Genomic DNA, 16,554 nt, shown 5'->3' with positions numbered 1-16,554 from the left:
GAATGTCCGCCCTCCAAGAACGGCAACAATAATCTGCACCTCCTAATAGTATTAGTAGGAGCATCAAATAGTAGCATCAGTAGGACAGACATTCTTGTCTGTCCCAAGGGCGGGCAGGAATGCCCATTCTACGGGAGAATGCCTCTATTATCAGCACCTATCAATAGCCCCGCTGCCCTTCACTTCCTCCAGCCTCTTCTTCCAAGTCCCCGCGCAAGCCTCTTGGAGTCTTCGGTCAGCGTCTTCATGGCGAAGTCGTCTTCGCTGGCGTAGTAGCCGCGAATCTGTCCGCGGTCATCGACGAGGACGAAGCGCGTCGAATGCTCGGGCGGTGATGTGCTTGCCGGCAGCCGGAAGCCCGACTCGGAAAGGCTGACTACCGCTTGGGCGGGTCCGTTCAGGAAGGTCCAATTAAAGGCTGTTGCGCCGATTGCTTCGGCATAGGCTGCGAGCACTTCCGGGGAGTCGTAGTCGGGATCGACCGAGATCGAGAGGAATTGGACGGCGGGGAAGTCCCGCAGCGCCGCGGCTTGCTTTGCCATTTCAACCGCCATCATCGGGCAGGGGCCCTTGCATCGGGTGAAGATGAAGTCCACAATGGTGAGGCGTCCCTTCATCTCCGCCAAGCCATACTGCCGGCCGGTCTGGTCGGTAAAGGAGAAGTCAGGGAGGTGTCCCAACACCGGAAGACCGGAATCGGACGACTTCATCGCGAAGTAGAGACCTCCCGCGAAGAGGATGATCAGCCCGGCTATCATTAGCAATATCCGCGGGCCGGAGAAGTTGGTTGCTCGAGAGGATTGTTCCATAGATTCAATTTAAGCCCGACAGAGAACTGTCAAAAGGTTATGTAGGTGAGTTGAAAGTGGTGAGGAGAAGCGAGACGATTTAGATCGGTGAGATCAGCGCGATCATCGGGCGAGTTCAATACACTTTTTCAAACCGCCTGTCGGGGCGGGATTCATCCCGCCCTTCAAGGCTAACGTAGCAAAACCGTTTTGACAGTCCGGGAATGGGAGCCGGTTTGAAGGCGGAGAAAATAGACTCCCGATGACATTCTGAACGAAGTGAAGAATCTAAACTGATGGGTGCCGGGGGATAGGGGGCCGTCGTGGAGACGGAGGACCTCCCGCCCGTCTATGGCGTAGAGGCCGATCCGGACAGGGAAGAGACTCCTCACCTGCGCTCTTGGAGGGCGGACATTCTTGTCCGCCCTTAGGGCAGGCAGGAATGCCTTCCCTCCAAGGTCAACTGTCACCGTCGCTTGATCGTTGAAGGGATTAGGAGCAATCTGCAAACTAATATCTTCAATTTCCAAGTCTCCTTCATTCCGCATTCCGAATTCCGCATTCAACATTCGAACATTCACCGCCCACCTCTGCACGTCCTCCTCCCATTCCTCCTCGCCGACCCGCTCCCGCGCATAGCCGCTCACAACAAATCTGCCGGTGTCTTGGAAAGATATGGATAGAAGTGACTGGGTGGACAATGTGTCTGCTTCGTTTAGCGTCCACCAGAACTGAATCGAGTCGTTGTTGACGTTGAAGGGAATTAACTCGAAGGTCGCTTCCTGCCGCGGTTCGAGGGAGATTTCGGGGAGATTGGGCTCATAAGCCCGAATAACGCCGCGCACCTGAATCGCCCACTGGACACTATCTGCAGGAACCGGATCGACGTTCGGGTCGAAGACCTTGGCCTTCAGGGCAAAGCCGCCGGTCCGGGCGAACGCGTAGGACCGGATTCCGATACGGTCATCCCCTCCCACTTCCTCCCACCTCACCGCCGCGGAATCGTAGTGCAGCCACTCATATCGCAAATTCTCCATATCTCCGGAATAGGCAGGTTCGATGGCAAATTCAATCTCTCTTCTACGCTGTATGACTAATCGAAGCGAGTCAGGGACATAAGTCTCTATGAATAGGTTTCGAACGTGGATAAGCCAGCTGATCCTCACTGTGTAATTTGGGTCGGTTACTTCACAAATCACAGTATCGGTTCGCAGCGTGTCGAATCTCACCAGCAAGGTAGTGTCCCTCGCAACCGGTCGGCTGTTGTAGGTCCATTGATAGCTCATTTCAAAGCCATGGTTGTTCCTGGCCCGCACGATAAAACGAATGGTATCTTCTTGCAGTACGGTCAAAATCGAATCCTCGGGGTGTTTGTAGAAGACTTCAGGCCCTAAAACATCTGGTGCCATCCGGACAATAAGCCCGTCCAGTCCATTACCATCCAAGCGACTGGCAATGTGTCCGCCTATCACTACTTGATTTCCAACTTGCCTGATACCTCTGCTGAATGTATTCGGATAATCCAAAACTCCGGTCTCCTCAATTTCTCTTCTAAATCCCCTCATCCAGATGAATTCTCCGTTCAGATTAGTTCTGAGGGCGAATGGGTACCATCCAACATCAACCTCCGCAATAAACCCGGATAATGTGAATCCGTCTCGCAATTTGCCAATGCCAGCCACATTACCACTCATCGAAAGCGGTAGTTGATGCACCCTCTGCCAGTCAATTTCTCCATCATTGTTAATCTTTGCCAAAGCAGGCCTTCTTCTAATATACCTACCTTCAACTCGAATGGCATCTTCCGTGCCTATAACGAATCCTCCCTCGGTGGAGACTATTCCGGCCACCCATACGCTTAGTTCTCCTCGCAATATATTTGACCAAACAGGATTGATTTGGAAGTCCGTTCTAACTACCCATGGTCGGTGCCATCCATTGCTCCTAAACAAACCAGCAAACACCAATCCTCCCTCAGTCTCACGAAGTGAGGATATCGTGCAAGTATCTTGCTCATTTCCAGGCGCAAGCAAGTCGGCACGCCCAAGTGCCTCGCCATCTCCATCTATTCGTATAACGTGACCTACTGTGTGCATCATTTGATCCAGAGTTCGTTGGCCCGCCAATACGAATGACCCGTCTTTTAGTTCGATTACAGCTGAACATTTCCCCGGTCGGACGTATTCTCTTTGCCAAATCACTTCGCCATCGCTGGTTAATCTCACGGCAGAGAAATGGCCATCCCAATAGCCACCGGAATATCCGCCAGCAATGAAGTCACCGGCTTCGGACTGGATGATGCTGTTAAGGCGGCCGCTATTGACCAAGGTGCTCCATTCAATATTCCCTTCTTCGTCAAGACGTGCAATCAGCCCACGATCGAGAGAATAGCCGCAAATCACGTAGCCGCCTTCGGCAGGAATATAGAGGTCGCCAAACACTTCATTACCGCCGAGATGATATGTTCGCCATAGGTCTAATTCAGGCTGTGACTTGATATCTTGAGCCAATATGGCGAGCATAAGTACCAGTAGATTTATTGACTTCACTTTAGCCTCGTGTAGGTGAAAATTGGTGCATGGGGGGCGGGCAGAAATTGCCCGCCCCCCACTTTGAATTACCTGCCATTTGCCGAGGCAGACATTTCCAAGACTGTTCCACCCCAGTTAATAGTTCGATCCTGAGGTGAGAAGACCTCGTTTTGGCCTATCCAGAAACGATATGCACCTCCGCCATCCCACCACATGAACCGGACTCCTGCGGCTTGCGACGGCACATTTTGAATCGTCGTCGAGAAGACCTCATTGTTGATGTCAGGCCAGAGGACCCACACCTGCTCGCTGAGTGGTTCCCCGCTCGAATTGAGCAGTTGAACACCCCCCATGATGTTGTAGGGAGGAGCCTGACCAATCCATACAATCCGGATTTCGACATCCAGATCCGTCGCCCACGCACTCGGTGCGGCGGCGAGCGAGACGAGCATCACCAGCGCGGTAGCGATGCTGAGGAGCGTAAGTTTGCGTAGCATCTTGAAACTCGTTGTTGGATTCTGTTGGCATTGCGTGTTGCATTCGACGATGGCAGACGCGCCAAGGCGCTATCTGCCCGATCCAACTAAAGGCGGTCCGCGGACGGGGTGGCTCGAGGCGCCACCGGATGCCGGGGTGAGGGGCTGTGGTCTATTTGAAAGGTAAAGCCGAAGAGGGAGAGGCAGACGAGATGCTTCACTGCGTTCAGTATGACAAAGGGGCGTCCAATGACAGAGGCGCGTCCAATGACAGAGGGGCGTCCGGTGAGGCACGTGAAGGGCAGAGACCGGCTCACCCGACTGCCCTCGCGCGAAGGCGGCAGCAGTCAGGCAACGGCGTAGGAGTCCCCCCCCCCGACTCGTCTAATCTATTGAAAGGAAGTAACATGCAAGGAAAGTCAAGCAACTGTCCCTTAGATTCAATGCGATACTGCTCAAGGACTTCACTGTCTCGATATAGGGCAAAGTAACACCTTCCTTGCCCAAAAGCAAGCGGAAACGCTCCAACTCTCGATTAGTCTCTCGCCGGCTACGAGCGGCTTCGTCCGCCTATCACAAGTGGCGTCAGGTGAGGGCACCTGACCCCGCCATGCTTGTCTCGCGCTAAGCCGCCAAGAGCGCCGAGCAACAGGCTTGAGCACTTGAGCATCGAGCACTTCAACACTTCAGCCCCGCGCACTACCAGTAGTAATCCCCCCACTTGAACTTGATTCCCGCGCCGTGTTCGCGCAGTATCCACTTCACGTGGTCGATCTTCGTATCGCCGAGATGGATTTCGTATTTCTTGTTGAGGAAATACCACGAATACTCGACGTTGTTCTTCTCGAAGAGGTCAATCATTTTCTTCAATTCGGGCATTGACTCGAAGATCAGTTTCTTCATAGAGTTATCCAATTGGGATTGAGGCTGCTTTTCAGACCATAAGGTGGAAGAAGTCGCTTCCCATATCTTGCGCTTAATGGATTTTGCTTGTGAATTCCCGGTTATTCCTTACCGGCATCGGATTTTGCCGCTGTCGGCAAGGAATCGGTGGACTTGACCTCAGGGGACGAGGATTCAGATTTTGTTGCCGGCTCGCTTTTGGGGCTGCCCTTGGAGTTGCCTTTATAGTCCGTGATGTAGAACCCGCTGCCTTTGAAGATAAGTCCGGCGCCGCCCGAAACGAGCCGCGACAAGTGCCCATGGCAGACCGGACACTCAGTGCGGGGTGGCTCGGCCATAGATTGAAAATACTCGACGCGATGTCCGCAGTCGAGGCATAGATATTCGTAGGTTGGCATCTATGTTGAAAGATAAAGGGCAATTGACCCGATAGCATCACTTATACACCAGTCGCCCGTAGGTCGCCGGGTCGTAACTAATCGGCACCTGCCAGTCGGCGGAACTGTTCACTCGCTTCTGCTTGCGCCGAAAGTTCACCTGCCATTCGTCACCCCGCTGTGCCGACTCGACGCCTAACGCGGCTAACGGGATCGCCGCCTCAAGCGTCCAATTATCGCCGTTTCGGGTGGTCTTCACTTCATACGTGCCGCTCCATTTGAGGTCGGCTCCAGCCACCACACCACCGGCAACGCTGATTCTCTGATCCATCGGGATGCCGTTCGGATTGAAGTAGATTTGATAGTTGAAGACGGTATCGGCAACCTGAGGGGGCGTCAGAAAATAACCGACACAGTCCTCCCCATAGACCGGCCCGTCCGGCTTGTCGATTTTGGCAGCGAGCATATCCATTTGACTCTCCCGACATATTGCAGCAAGGTAAAGATGCTCTTGATCATAGGCAAAGTAAAACCGCGTCTCATCGGTTGCTGGTTCGTCTCCTGACGGGCCATATAGCCGACTCACCGGCGAACTCCAAACCGCCTCTTCGACGACGCCGTCGATGTTCAGTGTGCGTTCTGCCCGCCAGCAGATCGTCTCCCGCGATAGCATCACCGGCCGCGTCAGTTCAAAATCGCCTCCCACTTTGTAGGGCATCCGAATTGTAAATTTCGGTGCCGGGTAGAGCGGCCCGGTCGCCGTCAAATAGACACTCACCATCAAACTGTCGCCCGGCGGCAGACGGACTGGCAGATAAGCAGGTCTAATGCTCCAACCATTCGGCAATTCCCAGCGCAATGTGTCGCTCAGTGTCGCCTTGGGATTGAGGTTGCGTAGCCGAAACTCCCAGGCGACGTCGGTGAGCGGACTCTCATCAGTAACTTTCACGGGTGATTCAAACCAGACCGATTGCGCTTCGATCCGGTTGACAGTGTGCAGATCCTCGGCGGTTACTTCCTCCCACGGCAGCACCGAGCCTTTCTTTATCAGCGCAATGTGGATGCCTTCAGCGTTGATCGTCACCCATCCGAAATGATACATCAGACCGGTAATCCCCGGCGAGGTTGCGCCGCCCGAACTGCCGATACTGGTGTATTTGATGCCGTCGTATTCACCACAGAAATAGATGTGGAAATGCCCGGTAAAGACCGCATCGACGCCATTAGCCTTGAATATATCGTGCAGTCGGTCCGGCTTACCGAGCGCCAGCGACTCAAACCAAAACGGCTTGTGAAAGAAGACGAGAGTCTGTCGAGCCTTGCGACTAGCCTTAAGGTCTTTCGACAGCCAGTCGATCTGTTCCTGTGGAATCTGATTCGACGACTCCCACCGGCTGTTGTCGAGGATGACGAAGTGCACACCCTGGTAATCAAACGAGCGATAGGGTGGTCCTGCATAGCGATGGTAAAAGTCGAGCGACGGATCACCCGGCTCACCCCAGATATCGTGATTGCCGGGGGTGAGATGAACCGGTGCGGTGAGCGGTTTCAGCAGCGCGATATATTCGTCCCACTGCCGCTTCACTTCGACGGTATCGGCGGTGTAACCTTCGATCATATCGCCGACGTTGATGGTGAAGTCGGGCTTGAGGCGCTCGATTTCCCGGATGATATCTTCATAGACACCGGGCGTATGCCCGCCGGTTCGGTCGCCCAGAACTGCAAAGCGAACCGGTTCGTCTGAGGATGCTGCAAACGCCGAACCTGCACTCATAAGAAGCAGGCCGGTCGCTGCCATGATAAGGCAGGATTTATGATAACTCATTGACGTGACTTTTGCTAAGATGATGCCGTTGCTATCCCTGTGCTTGGATAGCGGTGATCGCAATTGTATAGACAATGTCTTCGACCAGGCACCCGCGCGACAGATCGTTCACGGGTTTGTTAAGACCTTGCAGCACCGGCCCGACGGCTATTGCCCGTGCCGAGCGTTGGACAGCCTTGTAGGCTGTATTGCCGGCATTCAAATCCGGGAAGATAAAGATGTTCGCCCGGCCGGCTACTGCAGAGTCAGGCAACTTGGTCCGGGCGGTCTCGATCGATATCGCCGCATCGTATTGAATCGGCCCTTCGACTTTGAGGTCGGGCGCTTTCTTGCGCACCAGGTCGGTCGCCTCGGCGACCCGTTCCACTTCCGGCCCAACTCCCGAAGTGCCGGTAGAATACGAGAGCATTGCCACCAGCGGCTCGAACCCAAACGCTTCTGCAGTAGTCGCCGACGATATCGCGATGTCGGCAAGTTCGGCAGCGTTGGGATTGGGATTGACCGCACAGTCGCCATAGACCAGGACGCGATCCTCAAGACACATGAAAAATACGCTCGAAACGAGCGAAATTCCCGCCTTGGTCTTGATGATCTGAAACGCCGGGGTGATGGTGTGCCGGGTCGTATGAACGGCTCCCGATACGAGTCCATCTGCGTCGCCCAGGTGCACCATCATCGTCCCGTAGTAAATCGGGTCTAACATTACGTCGCGGGCGTGATCACGGGTGATGCCCTTCGCCTCACGCAACTTGAAATAGGCCTCGGCGTAGGGCTCCAACCTGTCGCTCTGTGCTGGATCGATAATGAGTGCGCCCTCGATTGAAGCGCCGACGCGATTGGCAGCCTCGCGTATGGCTTTCTCTTCGCCGAGCAAGACGACGTCGGCCACGTTGTCCGCAATGACCCGCCCCACTGCTTTCAAGGTGCGTTCTTCACCTCCTTCGGGGAGGACTATCCGGCGACGGGCTGCCTGTGCCCGCTCGAGGAGATCATTGAGGAAGACCACCGGCGTCGTCCGCGGCGGACGTTTCAGTTCAAGGAAAGCGTCGATCCTGTCGCGCCGGATCCATCTCCGGGCGTCGCGATAAAGCGCTTCGACCTTTTCCTTGTCCCCCGCGTAGAGTGTAACCTCCATTTGATTCACCGCAACAGCGGCTTCGAAGGTGTCGTGCGGCACCGAAAGCACCGGGATATTGATCACTCCGGCGAGCCCTCCGATCAATTTCTTCACCGCCGGAGCCGGCTCGAATCCGCCGGTAAGCACGACGCCTGAGATATTGGGGTAGGTGCTCGATACCCTCGACACCATCGCCGCCAGAAGCATGTCCTCGCGGTCGCCGGGGGTGATCAGCAACATTCCTTCCTGCAAACGCTCAAGGACGTTGCCAATGGTCATCGCCGCGACTCGGGGTTGTGTTGCCAGGTTATTCAGATATTCCGAGCCGTAGAGCACCTTGGCGCCGATCTTTCGTGCAATCTCACCCAGTCTCGGCTTGCCGAGCAGGTCGCTATAGGGGATGATCCCGATAAGGTCGATGCCGGCGCGCTCGAACTCCTTCTCCAGAGCCGCCGTCACCCGGTTGTGCACCGCAGCCTCGACCTTGGTCACGATGACCCCGATGAAATCGCAGCCCCGCTCGTCGAATGACTCCTTGGCGGCTTTGACGAGTGCGACGATCTCTTCAGCCGACCGGCCATGCCCGCTGGCGACCATCAGCACCGGCGCATCGAGTGTTTTCGAGATGTCGGCATTGACGTCGAACTCGAGCGCGGACATGGCGCCGGAATAATCGGTTCCTTCGATAACCGTCACGTCGGGTGGCTCGCTGTTCGAGTGCGCCGCCCTTAGTATGCGGGTCAGCAGTTCATCGTTCGATCCCGAAGCCAGCAGCCGTCGCGCTTCGCCGGTGCCCATCGGGCTGAGGTGCTCCGGCTTGGCGCTTGGTGCAAAAAGCCGCCTCGCCAGTTCAACATCCTCGTCGCTGCCGGCCGTTTCGCCCCGGCCGATAGGCTTAAGATAACCGACCCGATCGACGCGCTCGGAGAGGACATTCAAGAGCCCGAGAGCAACCGCACTCTTGCCGCTGCGCGGCTCGGTCGAGGCTACATAGAGCGATTTCATTGCCGTTTGTCTATTCAATTGAAGGGCGGAATCTACCCCGCCAAAACCTGATTCTTGGAGGGTGGAATTTATCCCGCCCGCATATCTGTCTAATTCAATTTGCTGTGAATACTATCCGGCAACAGCCGTTCCAATTCGGGGTAACTTTCGCAGATACGAACTATGTCTGCCAGGTCCTTCAGGCGTTTGCCGGGACGCCGTCCTGGATCAAGCGCTGCCCGAATCTTGGCGGTCAGAACATCTTCGACCTTTGCCACTGGTATCTCATAGCCCATCACACTGCGCCTGACCGCCTGGTCTATGAACTTCTGATATTCCGGATCTACCTGAAGTTGAATCCGCAAGTCCGAATCTACTGCCGACAAGTTAATACTATGTTCAAAGCGATCGACCTTCCATTCGCGTCTGCGAGCCTGGTCTATGATATCCTCCAGGCTAGTCTCTTCTACGACGACATCGACATCGAGGCTGACCACCGGCTCCACATAGGCATTGACTGCCAGTCCACCAATCAAGCAGAAAGGCGTTCCCGTTTCATCGAGCATGTCCAGGAAATCCTGCAGAATGTCCCGCCGTCCCCCCGTGAGCGCGTTCAAAAATTCCCGCGCCGTCATATCACTGACCGTTCTGAGACTTCGCCTTCAACCGATCCTCAACAAACTTCGGGACAAAGCACTCGATCGTCCCGCCGTGGCGGGCTATCTCGCGAACGATAGATGAAGATAGGTAGGTATATTTCTCGTCCGGCATCAGGAATACCGTATCGAGCGAATGCTCCTGCTTGCGGTTCATAAGTGCCATCTGAAATTCATACTCGAAGTCGCTCACCGCCCGCAAGCCGCGAACCATCACCGTCGCGCCGACCTGGCGGGCGAATTCGACCACCAATCCGCTGAACTTCGCCACCTCGACATTGGCCAGGCCGGCGGTCGCTTCGCGCAGCATCGCCAGCCGTTCCTCAGTAGTGAAGAGCGTCGCCTTGGATGAATTGACCGCAAGCGTAACGATTACCCGGCTGAAGATGGCTGATGCCCGGCGGATGATGTCGATGTGTCCGTTGGTGATCGGGTCGAACGTGCCGGGATAGATGGCGGTCTTGTGAAGGTCTATTGTTAGCCCCTTTGATAGAAGGTGGATGCCGTTTCTACTCAAGTTAGCATTTCACCTTACCTATGGCAAGGTGAAGGCGCTGTCTCTTCCCGACTTGTGAGCCATTTCTATGTCTCTGCCGTCCAACAAATCCAGATACCTACAAACGCCGGAAGGTATCGTATATTATGAACGATTACCCCGAGGGCATAACCCTCATCAACGACAACAGGAATCAACCGGAATGATAACCGTTACCGAATCGGCCGTTCGCCAGGTCCGCACCCTTGTCGAGGAGCAGAAGGACGCTCCCCATCTCCGTATCGGCGTTCAGGGCGGCGGTTGCAGCGGCCTCGAATACTATCTCGCGCTCGACGACACCATCCAGACCGAAGACGAAGTCTATGAGTTCGGCGGCATCAAAGTGCTCGTCGATCGCCAGAGCCTGCCCTATCTGACCGGTTCGACGCTTGACTTCTCGAACGACCTGATGAACTCGGGCTTCACGTTTCACAATCCCAACGCCGCCCGCACCTGTGGTTGCGGCAAGTCGTTCTGCGGATGACCCGGCCGGTCCCACTCTCGCTTCTCGACAGCCGGCCGACCTACGAACCGGATGCTGTCCGGCCGCTCCGCGAGGAACTTATCGCCGTCGGGTTTCGGGAACTGCTGACCCCGGAGGAGGTTGACGCTGCACTCACGCTGCCGTCCGGCAACCCAACGACGACGTTGGTGGTCGTCAATTCGGTATGCGGCTGCGCTGCCGGAAATGCCCGTCCCGGCGCCGCTCTGGGTCTCCAGCACCGGGTGATTCCCGACCGCCTGTTGACGGTCTTTGCCGGTATGGAGAAAGCCGCAGTCCAGCGCGTGCGCGACTACCTCACCGGCTACCCGCCCTCCTCACCGGCAATGGCCCTCTTCAAAGGACCGCAACTGGTGCACATCCTCGAGCGAAGGGATATCGAGCAGATGTCCGCCGATGACATTGCCCTCTCTCTACGGGGAGCCTTCGGCCAGCACTGCGCCAAACCGGGTCCTTCGATCCCCCCCGAGGTTTTCGCGGGACTCGAAATGGTGAAGTATTGCGGGAGTAAGATACCGCTTTACAGGGGCTGAGTCAGTCTTGGAGGGTGACTTTCAGCCACCCCTTTGGGCTGGAGATGATACCCAACCTCCGGGCGCGATTTCAGAACCGTGGTTGACGATCCAAAATTTCGCCGCATACCCGTAACCGAACGCAACCTCTGGTTCCTCGAGCGGCAGATTCCCCTCTTCGGTCTGCTCGACTTCTTTCCGGCCGAAGTCATCGGCCCACCTTCGACCGGCCGACCACTGCCGGGATCGCCGCCGGTCCGCAAACTAACCATCGAGACCGACCAGGGCTGGACTTTCACAACCGACATCGTCGCCGACCAGAAGACTTTTCGCAACAGTTCTCGCAGTCGTGGCACTGGAAAGTGGGTCGTCCAAGCCAACCTAAAGCCGGGCGACGCGATCTTGATCGAACGTCTGGACGATTACAAGTATCGTATAAGCAAGGAACGTGGCGCTAACCTCAACCAAACCGCGCCCCAAATCGGCGGGGCTCTTTGAACCGATCGACATCCGCGCCTTTATCGAAGGCGACCTCTTTCGCGAGACGCCGTTCCGGGCCGCACTGCGGCAGGAAGATTGGTCGCGCTTCTCCGGCAAACGGGTGCTCGTCAAGGGCTGCGGCAAGGGCCCGGCAATTCCGCCCTGGGCCTGGATGCTCTTGCTCGCCCATCTGACTCCGGTAGCCGCAGCGGTGCTCTACGGCGAAGACTGCGACCCGATCGTGGTCTGGAAGCGCAGCCCATAATCCAACGGAAACATAGAGGATTCAACCGTATGACCACCTTAACATCGCACCTGAACGTCCTCGGGATGCACTGCCACGGCTGCGAGCGGTCGGTCGAAAACGCCATCAAACGCCTGCCGGGCGTCGTCTCGGCGAAAGCCGACGCAATGGCTAGCAAAGTCGAAGTCGCCTCGGATCAACCCCTCGATCCCGACGCCGTTCGCAAGGCTGTTGAAAGCGCCGGGTATATGTTTGCAGGCAATCAAGGCTAAGCAAGTTGCAGTCAACCCAGTGAGCAATTCTCCTCTACCCCCTGACCTCATAGACAGGATCGCTCACGCTCGTGACCTGACCGGCCGGCCGCGGTCGGAACCGCTGCTGCCCTACCGCTCGGTCGGGGAACTGCTCTCCCGGCGCGCCGCGGAAACGCCGTCCAAAGCCTTCATGATCTGGTATAATCGTGACGGAACCCGGGGAGAGTTGACCTACCACGACTTTCACCGACGCGTTATCGGCCGGGCAACTCTATTGGCACGGCTCGGAATCCGCCCGGGTGACCGGGTCGCGACTTATTCCGGCAACTTCCCTGAGACCGCACTAATCTACTTTGCTTGCTGGGCCTACGGCGCGACAGTCGTTCCTCTCTCGGTCAGCGAAGACGAAGCCCACCTCCGCTACATCATTCGTAATTCTGAGGCGAAATCGATCTTCACCCGCCCGGAATTGCTCGACAAGTTGCGCTCCATTCTAAGCGGCGGCGATGATCCGATCTCCATCCCACTCCAAGTCGAGCCTGTAGATGAGTCCGCCGAAGGCTACTTCCCGAATGATGCCGACCTACCCTTTCCCGACACCGAAGCCCTCATTGTCTATACCTCAGGCACCACCGGCAACCCGAAAGGCGTCCTGCTCGACCAGTACAATTTGCTCGTCGATGGTTTCGCGCTTGCCAGTCATCATCGCATCACCTCCAACACCCGAATGATGTGCGTTCTGCCGATTCACCATGTCAACGGGACTATTGTAACGATGGTAACGCCGCTCGTCGCGGGATCTTCGTTTGTGCTAAACGAACGCTTTTCAGTGCACCATTTCTTCCCTCGTTTGGCCGCCGAGGGCGTCGAGGTGGTCTCAGTCGTCCCGACACTGCTCGCATTTCTCCTTGAAGCAGATGCCTCGACCGACGGCCTGGACCTGAAACTTCACCACATTATTTGCGGCGCCGGGCCGCTGACGGTCGATCTGGCGATGCGATTCGAAATGCGCTACCACATTCCCATTGCTCACGGCTATGGCCTCTCGGAGACGACATGCTACTCGTGCTGCCTTCCGGTTGACCTGCCTACCACCGATCGCCGCTTATGGCTCTCGCAGCACGGCTATCCGGCTATTGGCCCGGCGCTGCCGGTGAATGAAATGGCGATTCACGATCCTGATGGAAAACCCATCAGACCTGGCGAACGAGGCGAGATCGTCATTCGCGGCCACAATGTGATGATCGGTTATTACCACAACGAACCGGCCAACCGGTCGGCGTTTGAGCATGGGTGGTTTCGTTCCGGTGATGAGGGCTTCTTTCTCCCCGGACCAGACGGCGAGCCTTACTACTTCATCACCGGGCGGTTAAAAGAACTGATCATTCGCGGAGGGGTGAACATATCGCCGCTCGAAATCGACGAAGTGCTTATGGCGCTCCCGGGCGTTCGAGCCGGTATTGCGGTGGGCTTTGAACATGATCTATATGGCGAGGAAGTTGGAGCCTATGTCCAGCCGGACGGCGGGCAGGCATTAACCGCTGAGGCGATTATCGCAGCCTGCCGCCAAGCGCTTCCTTTTGCCAAATGTCCTAAAGTAGTCATATTTGGCGACCAAATGCCGGTAACTTCAACCGGGAAGTATCAACGGAACAAGTTGAGACCGCTCTTCGCGGAATATCGGACAGGGCGGTTTTCGGATGGCAAGGGACGGTAGGTAGGTCTTGGTTCGCAATATGCAATGCAGGTCAGCATCAATCTGGCATCTGACTTCCGCTCCTAAAATGCTCCCAACCCCCTCCGGTAAGCGGCAGGGTAGAACCATCCGAATGCTCGACGACAACCGAACCCGGTTCACCGGTTAGCACTTCACCGATGCAGACGACAGGGGTAAGATGCGGCCGGGAGAGATGAAAACGCTCGACCCGACGCGTTGCTTCCGGCGGCACTGCAAAGAGCAATTCATAGTCCCCTCCCGCGTCAAGCACCCAGCGTTTCGGATTGAAGCCTTCGGCCGATGAGAATGTCTTCAGGGCTTCCGATATTGGAAGAGCCGCCTCCCGGATCATCATCTTGACCTTGCTTGCAGATGCCATTTGCCGCGCTGCGACGGATATGCCGTCCGAGAGGTCGATAGCGGCGTGAGCCGTCCGGGTCCTCGCGAGCAGTTGTCCCCACTCAACCCGCGGTTCGGGGCACAAGTACTTCTGTATGAGTGAATCGCGGTCTGCTGTCACACCTGAAATGTTCCCTATACCACCTTCCCTTCTTCTATCAAGAATCTTCAATCCGGTATCGGCGTCGCCGAGGGTGCCGGTCACGTAGAGAAGATCTCCGGGCCGGGCGCCCGACCGGTAGAGCACTTCGTCGCGACGCATTCGGCCGGTTAGCGTCAGCGTCAGCGAAATGCGGTCGGGATGGCGCGAGACGTCGCCCCCGACGAGGTTGACGCCGAATCTCGAAGCAAGGTCGCCAAGTCCACTATAGAACCGCTCGATCCATTCGCTCGAAGTTTCCATCGGAAGCATCAAAGCAACGAGGGCATCCTGCGGCTCGCCTCCCATCGCAGCGATGTCGGAGAGGCTGACGGCGAGCAGTTTGGTGCCGACGGATTCGGGGGGACAGACGGCGCTCAGGAAGTGGACGCCGTCGGTCAGGACATCGGTGGTGAGGAGAAGCGCGCTCTTGCCGGGGCCGCGGACAACGGCGCAGTCGTCGCCGATGCCCTTAAGGAGCCGCTTCGCGGCAGGGCGCCTAAGCTGTGCCGCGAGGGCGATGATGTCGCGTTCGGTCAGAATAGGGGTTGTAGTGAAAAATCGTCGCTTCGCCACAGGACGTGCGAATCGTGAGATTGTTGAGCCCCCAAACCCGTCTATGTTGCAATGTTCGCTTCATACCATATAACCTAATGCTTCCAAGATCAGAAATCAAGCGTTAACGGCAAGGAATTTCCATCGACCACATCGCCTACGCTGGCGGTGCACGGCAAGCAGACGGATATGGAACTATAAGTCCGTAGTTATAGGCTTGACCGGTAAAAGGGATTTATTGGGCTTGTGCAACCTTGGATAACGGCATATATTACACGCAGTATACAGGCAGATCGATAAGCTCACGTGCCGGCCTCACCTTCAGTTTGTATCATGTTGATAAATTGTCGGAATTTGGCATCGTTACCGCGAAGACAGGAACCCAGTCAAGCCAATCCTGTCTGTATCCCCGTCTGCACGGGGATGATGAAATAGAGGCATTTCATTATTTTCTCATGCAGATACTACTTGGTGCAGTTAGTTCTTGTCTTCTCTCCCCTGCTTCGCGGGGGGGGATAAAGGGGGGGTAATTCTGGATTGATCCATATTCCCCCCCGCAGAGCGGGGGGACGTGACAAGATGAAACTGCACCTATCAGTAGCATCAGAATCAGCATCCGCATCCACCCTTGCCATTAGTTCGCATATCGATCGCCATTGCCCTTCTCGGCGCGCTTGCTTTCGGCATTGCCAGCATCGCGCGAAGGGACGATGAACCGCGAAGACCCTCCGGAGTCCGCACGGTAGCCGTCTGGGTTCAAATGCCCGGTCCGGCACGCATTATGCAGTCGCTCGAGTTCACCGGCGACATCCTGCCGATGCGCGAGACATGGATACATTCCCGCGTTCAAGGCTGGGTCGCGGCACTCCACGCCGACCTTGGCGACATCCTTTCCAAAGGCGCATTGCTCGCACTCATCGACACCACCGAACTCGCACTGGCCCGGCAGCAGGCCGCAACCCGGCTCGCCAAAGCCCGTGGTGACCTGCAGCGACTCCAGGGACTCGCGGAGCGGCAAATGGCAGCGACCAAGATGTCAGCAATGCCGTAACGGCGCTCGAGATCGCGCAAACCGAGTTCGATCAGGCTCGCCTTAGGCTGGACTATGCCCGGATAACTACCCCCTACCGCTCGGTCGTTACCCAACGCTCCGTCGATCGTGGCACACTGGTGCAGCCTGGCTCGACGCCGCGGGATGGGACGATATGGACAGGCAAATCTCCGCAGCGTGGGGCGCGGAGTGCATTCTGAGTTTCAGCTCAGCGGCTTGATCTACTGCGCCCACTGCGGCGGAGGGGGGGTGTGGCAAAACATCTACACTTCTACACTTAATATGAGTATCTAATTGGGGGATAATAAGATACGGGGTGCAGGAAAGGTGCAGGAAGGGTGACGGTAGATGACTGAAGGGACTGAATGAGGTGTAATCTCGAATAGGAGATCGGCAAGCGACAACAACCGCCCGAGTGAGTTCAAGCGCCTGTCCCCGAGCAGGCGGGGATCGGCCGGGTGGTTTGGATGGAGGTGGGAATTTAGGGAACGAACCAGATCAATTCTGCT

General features: G+C 56.4%; 19 protein-coding genes. 8 read left to right on the top strand and 11 right to left on the bottom strand.

What is annotated here, in order from left to right; all coding sequences use genetic code 11:
* Positions 1-179: 179 nt before the first annotated feature.
* Entirely contained in the window at positions 180-809 is a 630-nt protein-coding gene (locus tag FJY67_03690; GenBank protein ID MBM3328562.1) for an SCO family protein, read from the bottom strand.
* Between the two features lie 170 nt (positions 810-979).
* On the bottom strand, positions 980-2,074 hold the full coding sequence (locus tag FJY67_03685) for a hypothetical protein (protein MBM3328561.1): 1,095 nt from the start codon (positions 2,072-2,074) through the stop codon (positions 980-982).
* Positions 2,075-3,022: 948 nt separating this feature from the next.
* Between FJY67_03685 and FJY67_03680 the strand changes: the two genes are divergently transcribed.
* Positions 3,023-3,262 carry a hypothetical protein gene (locus FJY67_03680; protein MBM3328560.1) on the top strand — a complete coding sequence of 80 codons (240 nt, stop codon included), beginning with the start codon at positions 3,023-3,025 and terminating at the stop codon, positions 3,260-3,262.
* A gap of 143 nt (positions 3,263-3,405) precedes the next feature.
* On the opposite strand, the gene FJY67_03675 is transcribed toward FJY67_03680, so the two are convergent.
* From FJY67_03675 to coaD, 8 genes are all read right to left on the bottom strand, one after another.
* Positions 3,406-3,816 carry a hypothetical protein gene (locus FJY67_03675; protein MBM3328559.1) on the bottom strand — a complete coding sequence of 137 codons (411 nt, stop codon included), beginning with the start codon at positions 3,814-3,816 and terminating at the stop codon, positions 3,406-3,408.
* Between the two features lie 86 nt (positions 3,817-3,902).
* Entirely contained in the window at positions 3,903-4,112 is a 210-nt protein-coding gene (locus tag FJY67_03670; protein ID MBM3328558.1) for a hypothetical protein, read from the bottom strand.
* 382 nt (positions 4,113-4,494) lie between these two features.
* Positions 4,495-4,698: a hypothetical protein gene (locus FJY67_03665; protein MBM3328557.1), complete on the bottom strand. Its 204-nt coding sequence runs from the start codon at positions 4,696-4,698 to the stop codon at positions 4,495-4,497.
* A 101-nt stretch (positions 4,699-4,799) separates the two neighbouring features.
* A complete protein-coding gene (locus tag FJY67_03660) occupies positions 4,800-5,096 on the bottom strand; it encodes a zinc ribbon domain-containing protein (GenBank protein ID MBM3328556.1) in 297 nt (98 codons plus the stop codon).
* Positions 5,097-5,133: 37 nt separating this feature from the next.
* Positions 5,134-6,900 (bottom strand): hypothetical protein, encoded by a 1,767-nt coding sequence (locus tag FJY67_03655; GenBank protein ID MBM3328555.1) that lies wholly within the window; start codon positions 6,898-6,900, stop codon positions 5,134-5,136.
* A gap of 31 nt (positions 6,901-6,931) precedes the next feature.
* Positions 6,932-9,022, bottom strand: a complete 2,091-nt coding sequence (locus FJY67_03650) for a phosphate acetyltransferase (GenBank protein MBM3328554.1) — start codon at positions 9,020-9,022, stop codon at positions 6,932-6,934.
* An 89-nt stretch (positions 9,023-9,111) separates the two neighbouring features.
* A complete protein-coding gene (locus tag FJY67_03645) occupies positions 9,112-9,636 on the bottom strand; it encodes a hypothetical protein (GenBank protein ID MBM3328553.1) in 525 nt (174 codons plus the stop codon).
* Between the two features lies 1 nt (position 9,637).
* The gene (coaD, locus tag FJY67_03640; GenBank protein MBM3328552.1) at positions 9,638-10,132 is read right to left on the bottom strand and encodes a pantetheine-phosphate adenylyltransferase; all 495 of its coding nucleotides are present in this window, start codon (positions 10,130-10,132) and stop codon (positions 9,638-9,640) included.
* A gap of 223 nt (positions 10,133-10,355) precedes the next feature.
* On the opposite strand from coaD, the gene FJY67_03635 reads away from it, so the two are divergent.
* From FJY67_03635 to FJY67_03610, 6 genes are all read left to right on the top strand, one after another.
* On the top strand, positions 10,356-10,676 hold the full coding sequence (locus tag FJY67_03635; protein MBM3328551.1) for an iron-sulfur cluster assembly accessory protein: 321 nt from the start codon (positions 10,356-10,358) through the stop codon (positions 10,674-10,676).
* Positions 10,673-11,227: a BrxA/BrxB family bacilliredoxin gene (locus FJY67_03630; GenBank protein MBM3328550.1), complete on the top strand. Its 555-nt coding sequence runs from the start codon at positions 10,673-10,675 to the stop codon at positions 11,225-11,227. The genes FJY67_03635 and FJY67_03630 overlap by 4 nt, the downstream gene beginning before the upstream one ends.
* A gap of 78 nt (positions 11,228-11,305) precedes the next feature.
* Positions 11,306-11,704, top strand: coding sequence for a hypothetical protein (locus FJY67_03625; GenBank protein MBM3328549.1), 399 nt, complete (start codon positions 11,306-11,308; stop codon positions 11,702-11,704).
* Positions 11,655-11,951, top strand: coding sequence for a DUF2480 family protein (locus tag FJY67_03620; GenBank protein MBM3328548.1), 297 nt, complete (start codon positions 11,655-11,657; stop codon positions 11,949-11,951). The genes FJY67_03625 and FJY67_03620 overlap by 50 nt, the downstream gene beginning before the upstream one ends.
* Positions 11,952-11,980: 29 nt before the next feature.
* Complete coding sequence (locus tag FJY67_03615) at positions 11,981-12,202, top strand: heavy-metal-associated domain-containing protein (protein ID MBM3328547.1); 222 nt, start codon at positions 11,981-11,983, stop codon at positions 12,200-12,202.
* Between the two features lie 19 nt (positions 12,203-12,221).
* On the top strand, positions 12,222-13,901 hold the full coding sequence (locus FJY67_03610) for an acyl--CoA ligase (GenBank protein ID MBM3328546.1): 1,680 nt from the start codon (positions 12,222-12,224) through the stop codon (positions 13,899-13,901).
* Between the two features lie 37 nt (positions 13,902-13,938).
* Here FJY67_03610 and thiL read toward each other — a convergent pair whose 3' ends face one another.
* Positions 13,939-15,060 (bottom strand): thiamine-phosphate kinase, encoded by a 1,122-nt coding sequence (gene thiL / locus FJY67_03605; protein ID MBM3328545.1) that lies wholly within the window; start codon positions 15,058-15,060, stop codon positions 13,939-13,941.
* A gap of 562 nt (positions 15,061-15,622) precedes the next feature.
* Between thiL and FJY67_03600 the strand changes: the two genes are divergently transcribed.
* Complete coding sequence (locus tag FJY67_03600) at positions 15,623-16,045, top strand: hypothetical protein (GenBank protein ID MBM3328544.1); 423 nt, start codon at positions 15,623-15,625, stop codon at positions 16,043-16,045.
* Positions 16,046-16,554 lie beyond the last annotated feature (509 nt).

The organism is Calditrichota bacterium (assembly GCA_016867835.1).
GTDB lineage: Bacteria > Electryoneota > AABM5-125-24 > Hatepunaeales > Hatepunaeaceae > VGIQ01.
The sequence above is the reverse complement of the archived record's forward strand: the minus strand, read 5'-3'. Positions and strand labels throughout refer to the sequence as shown.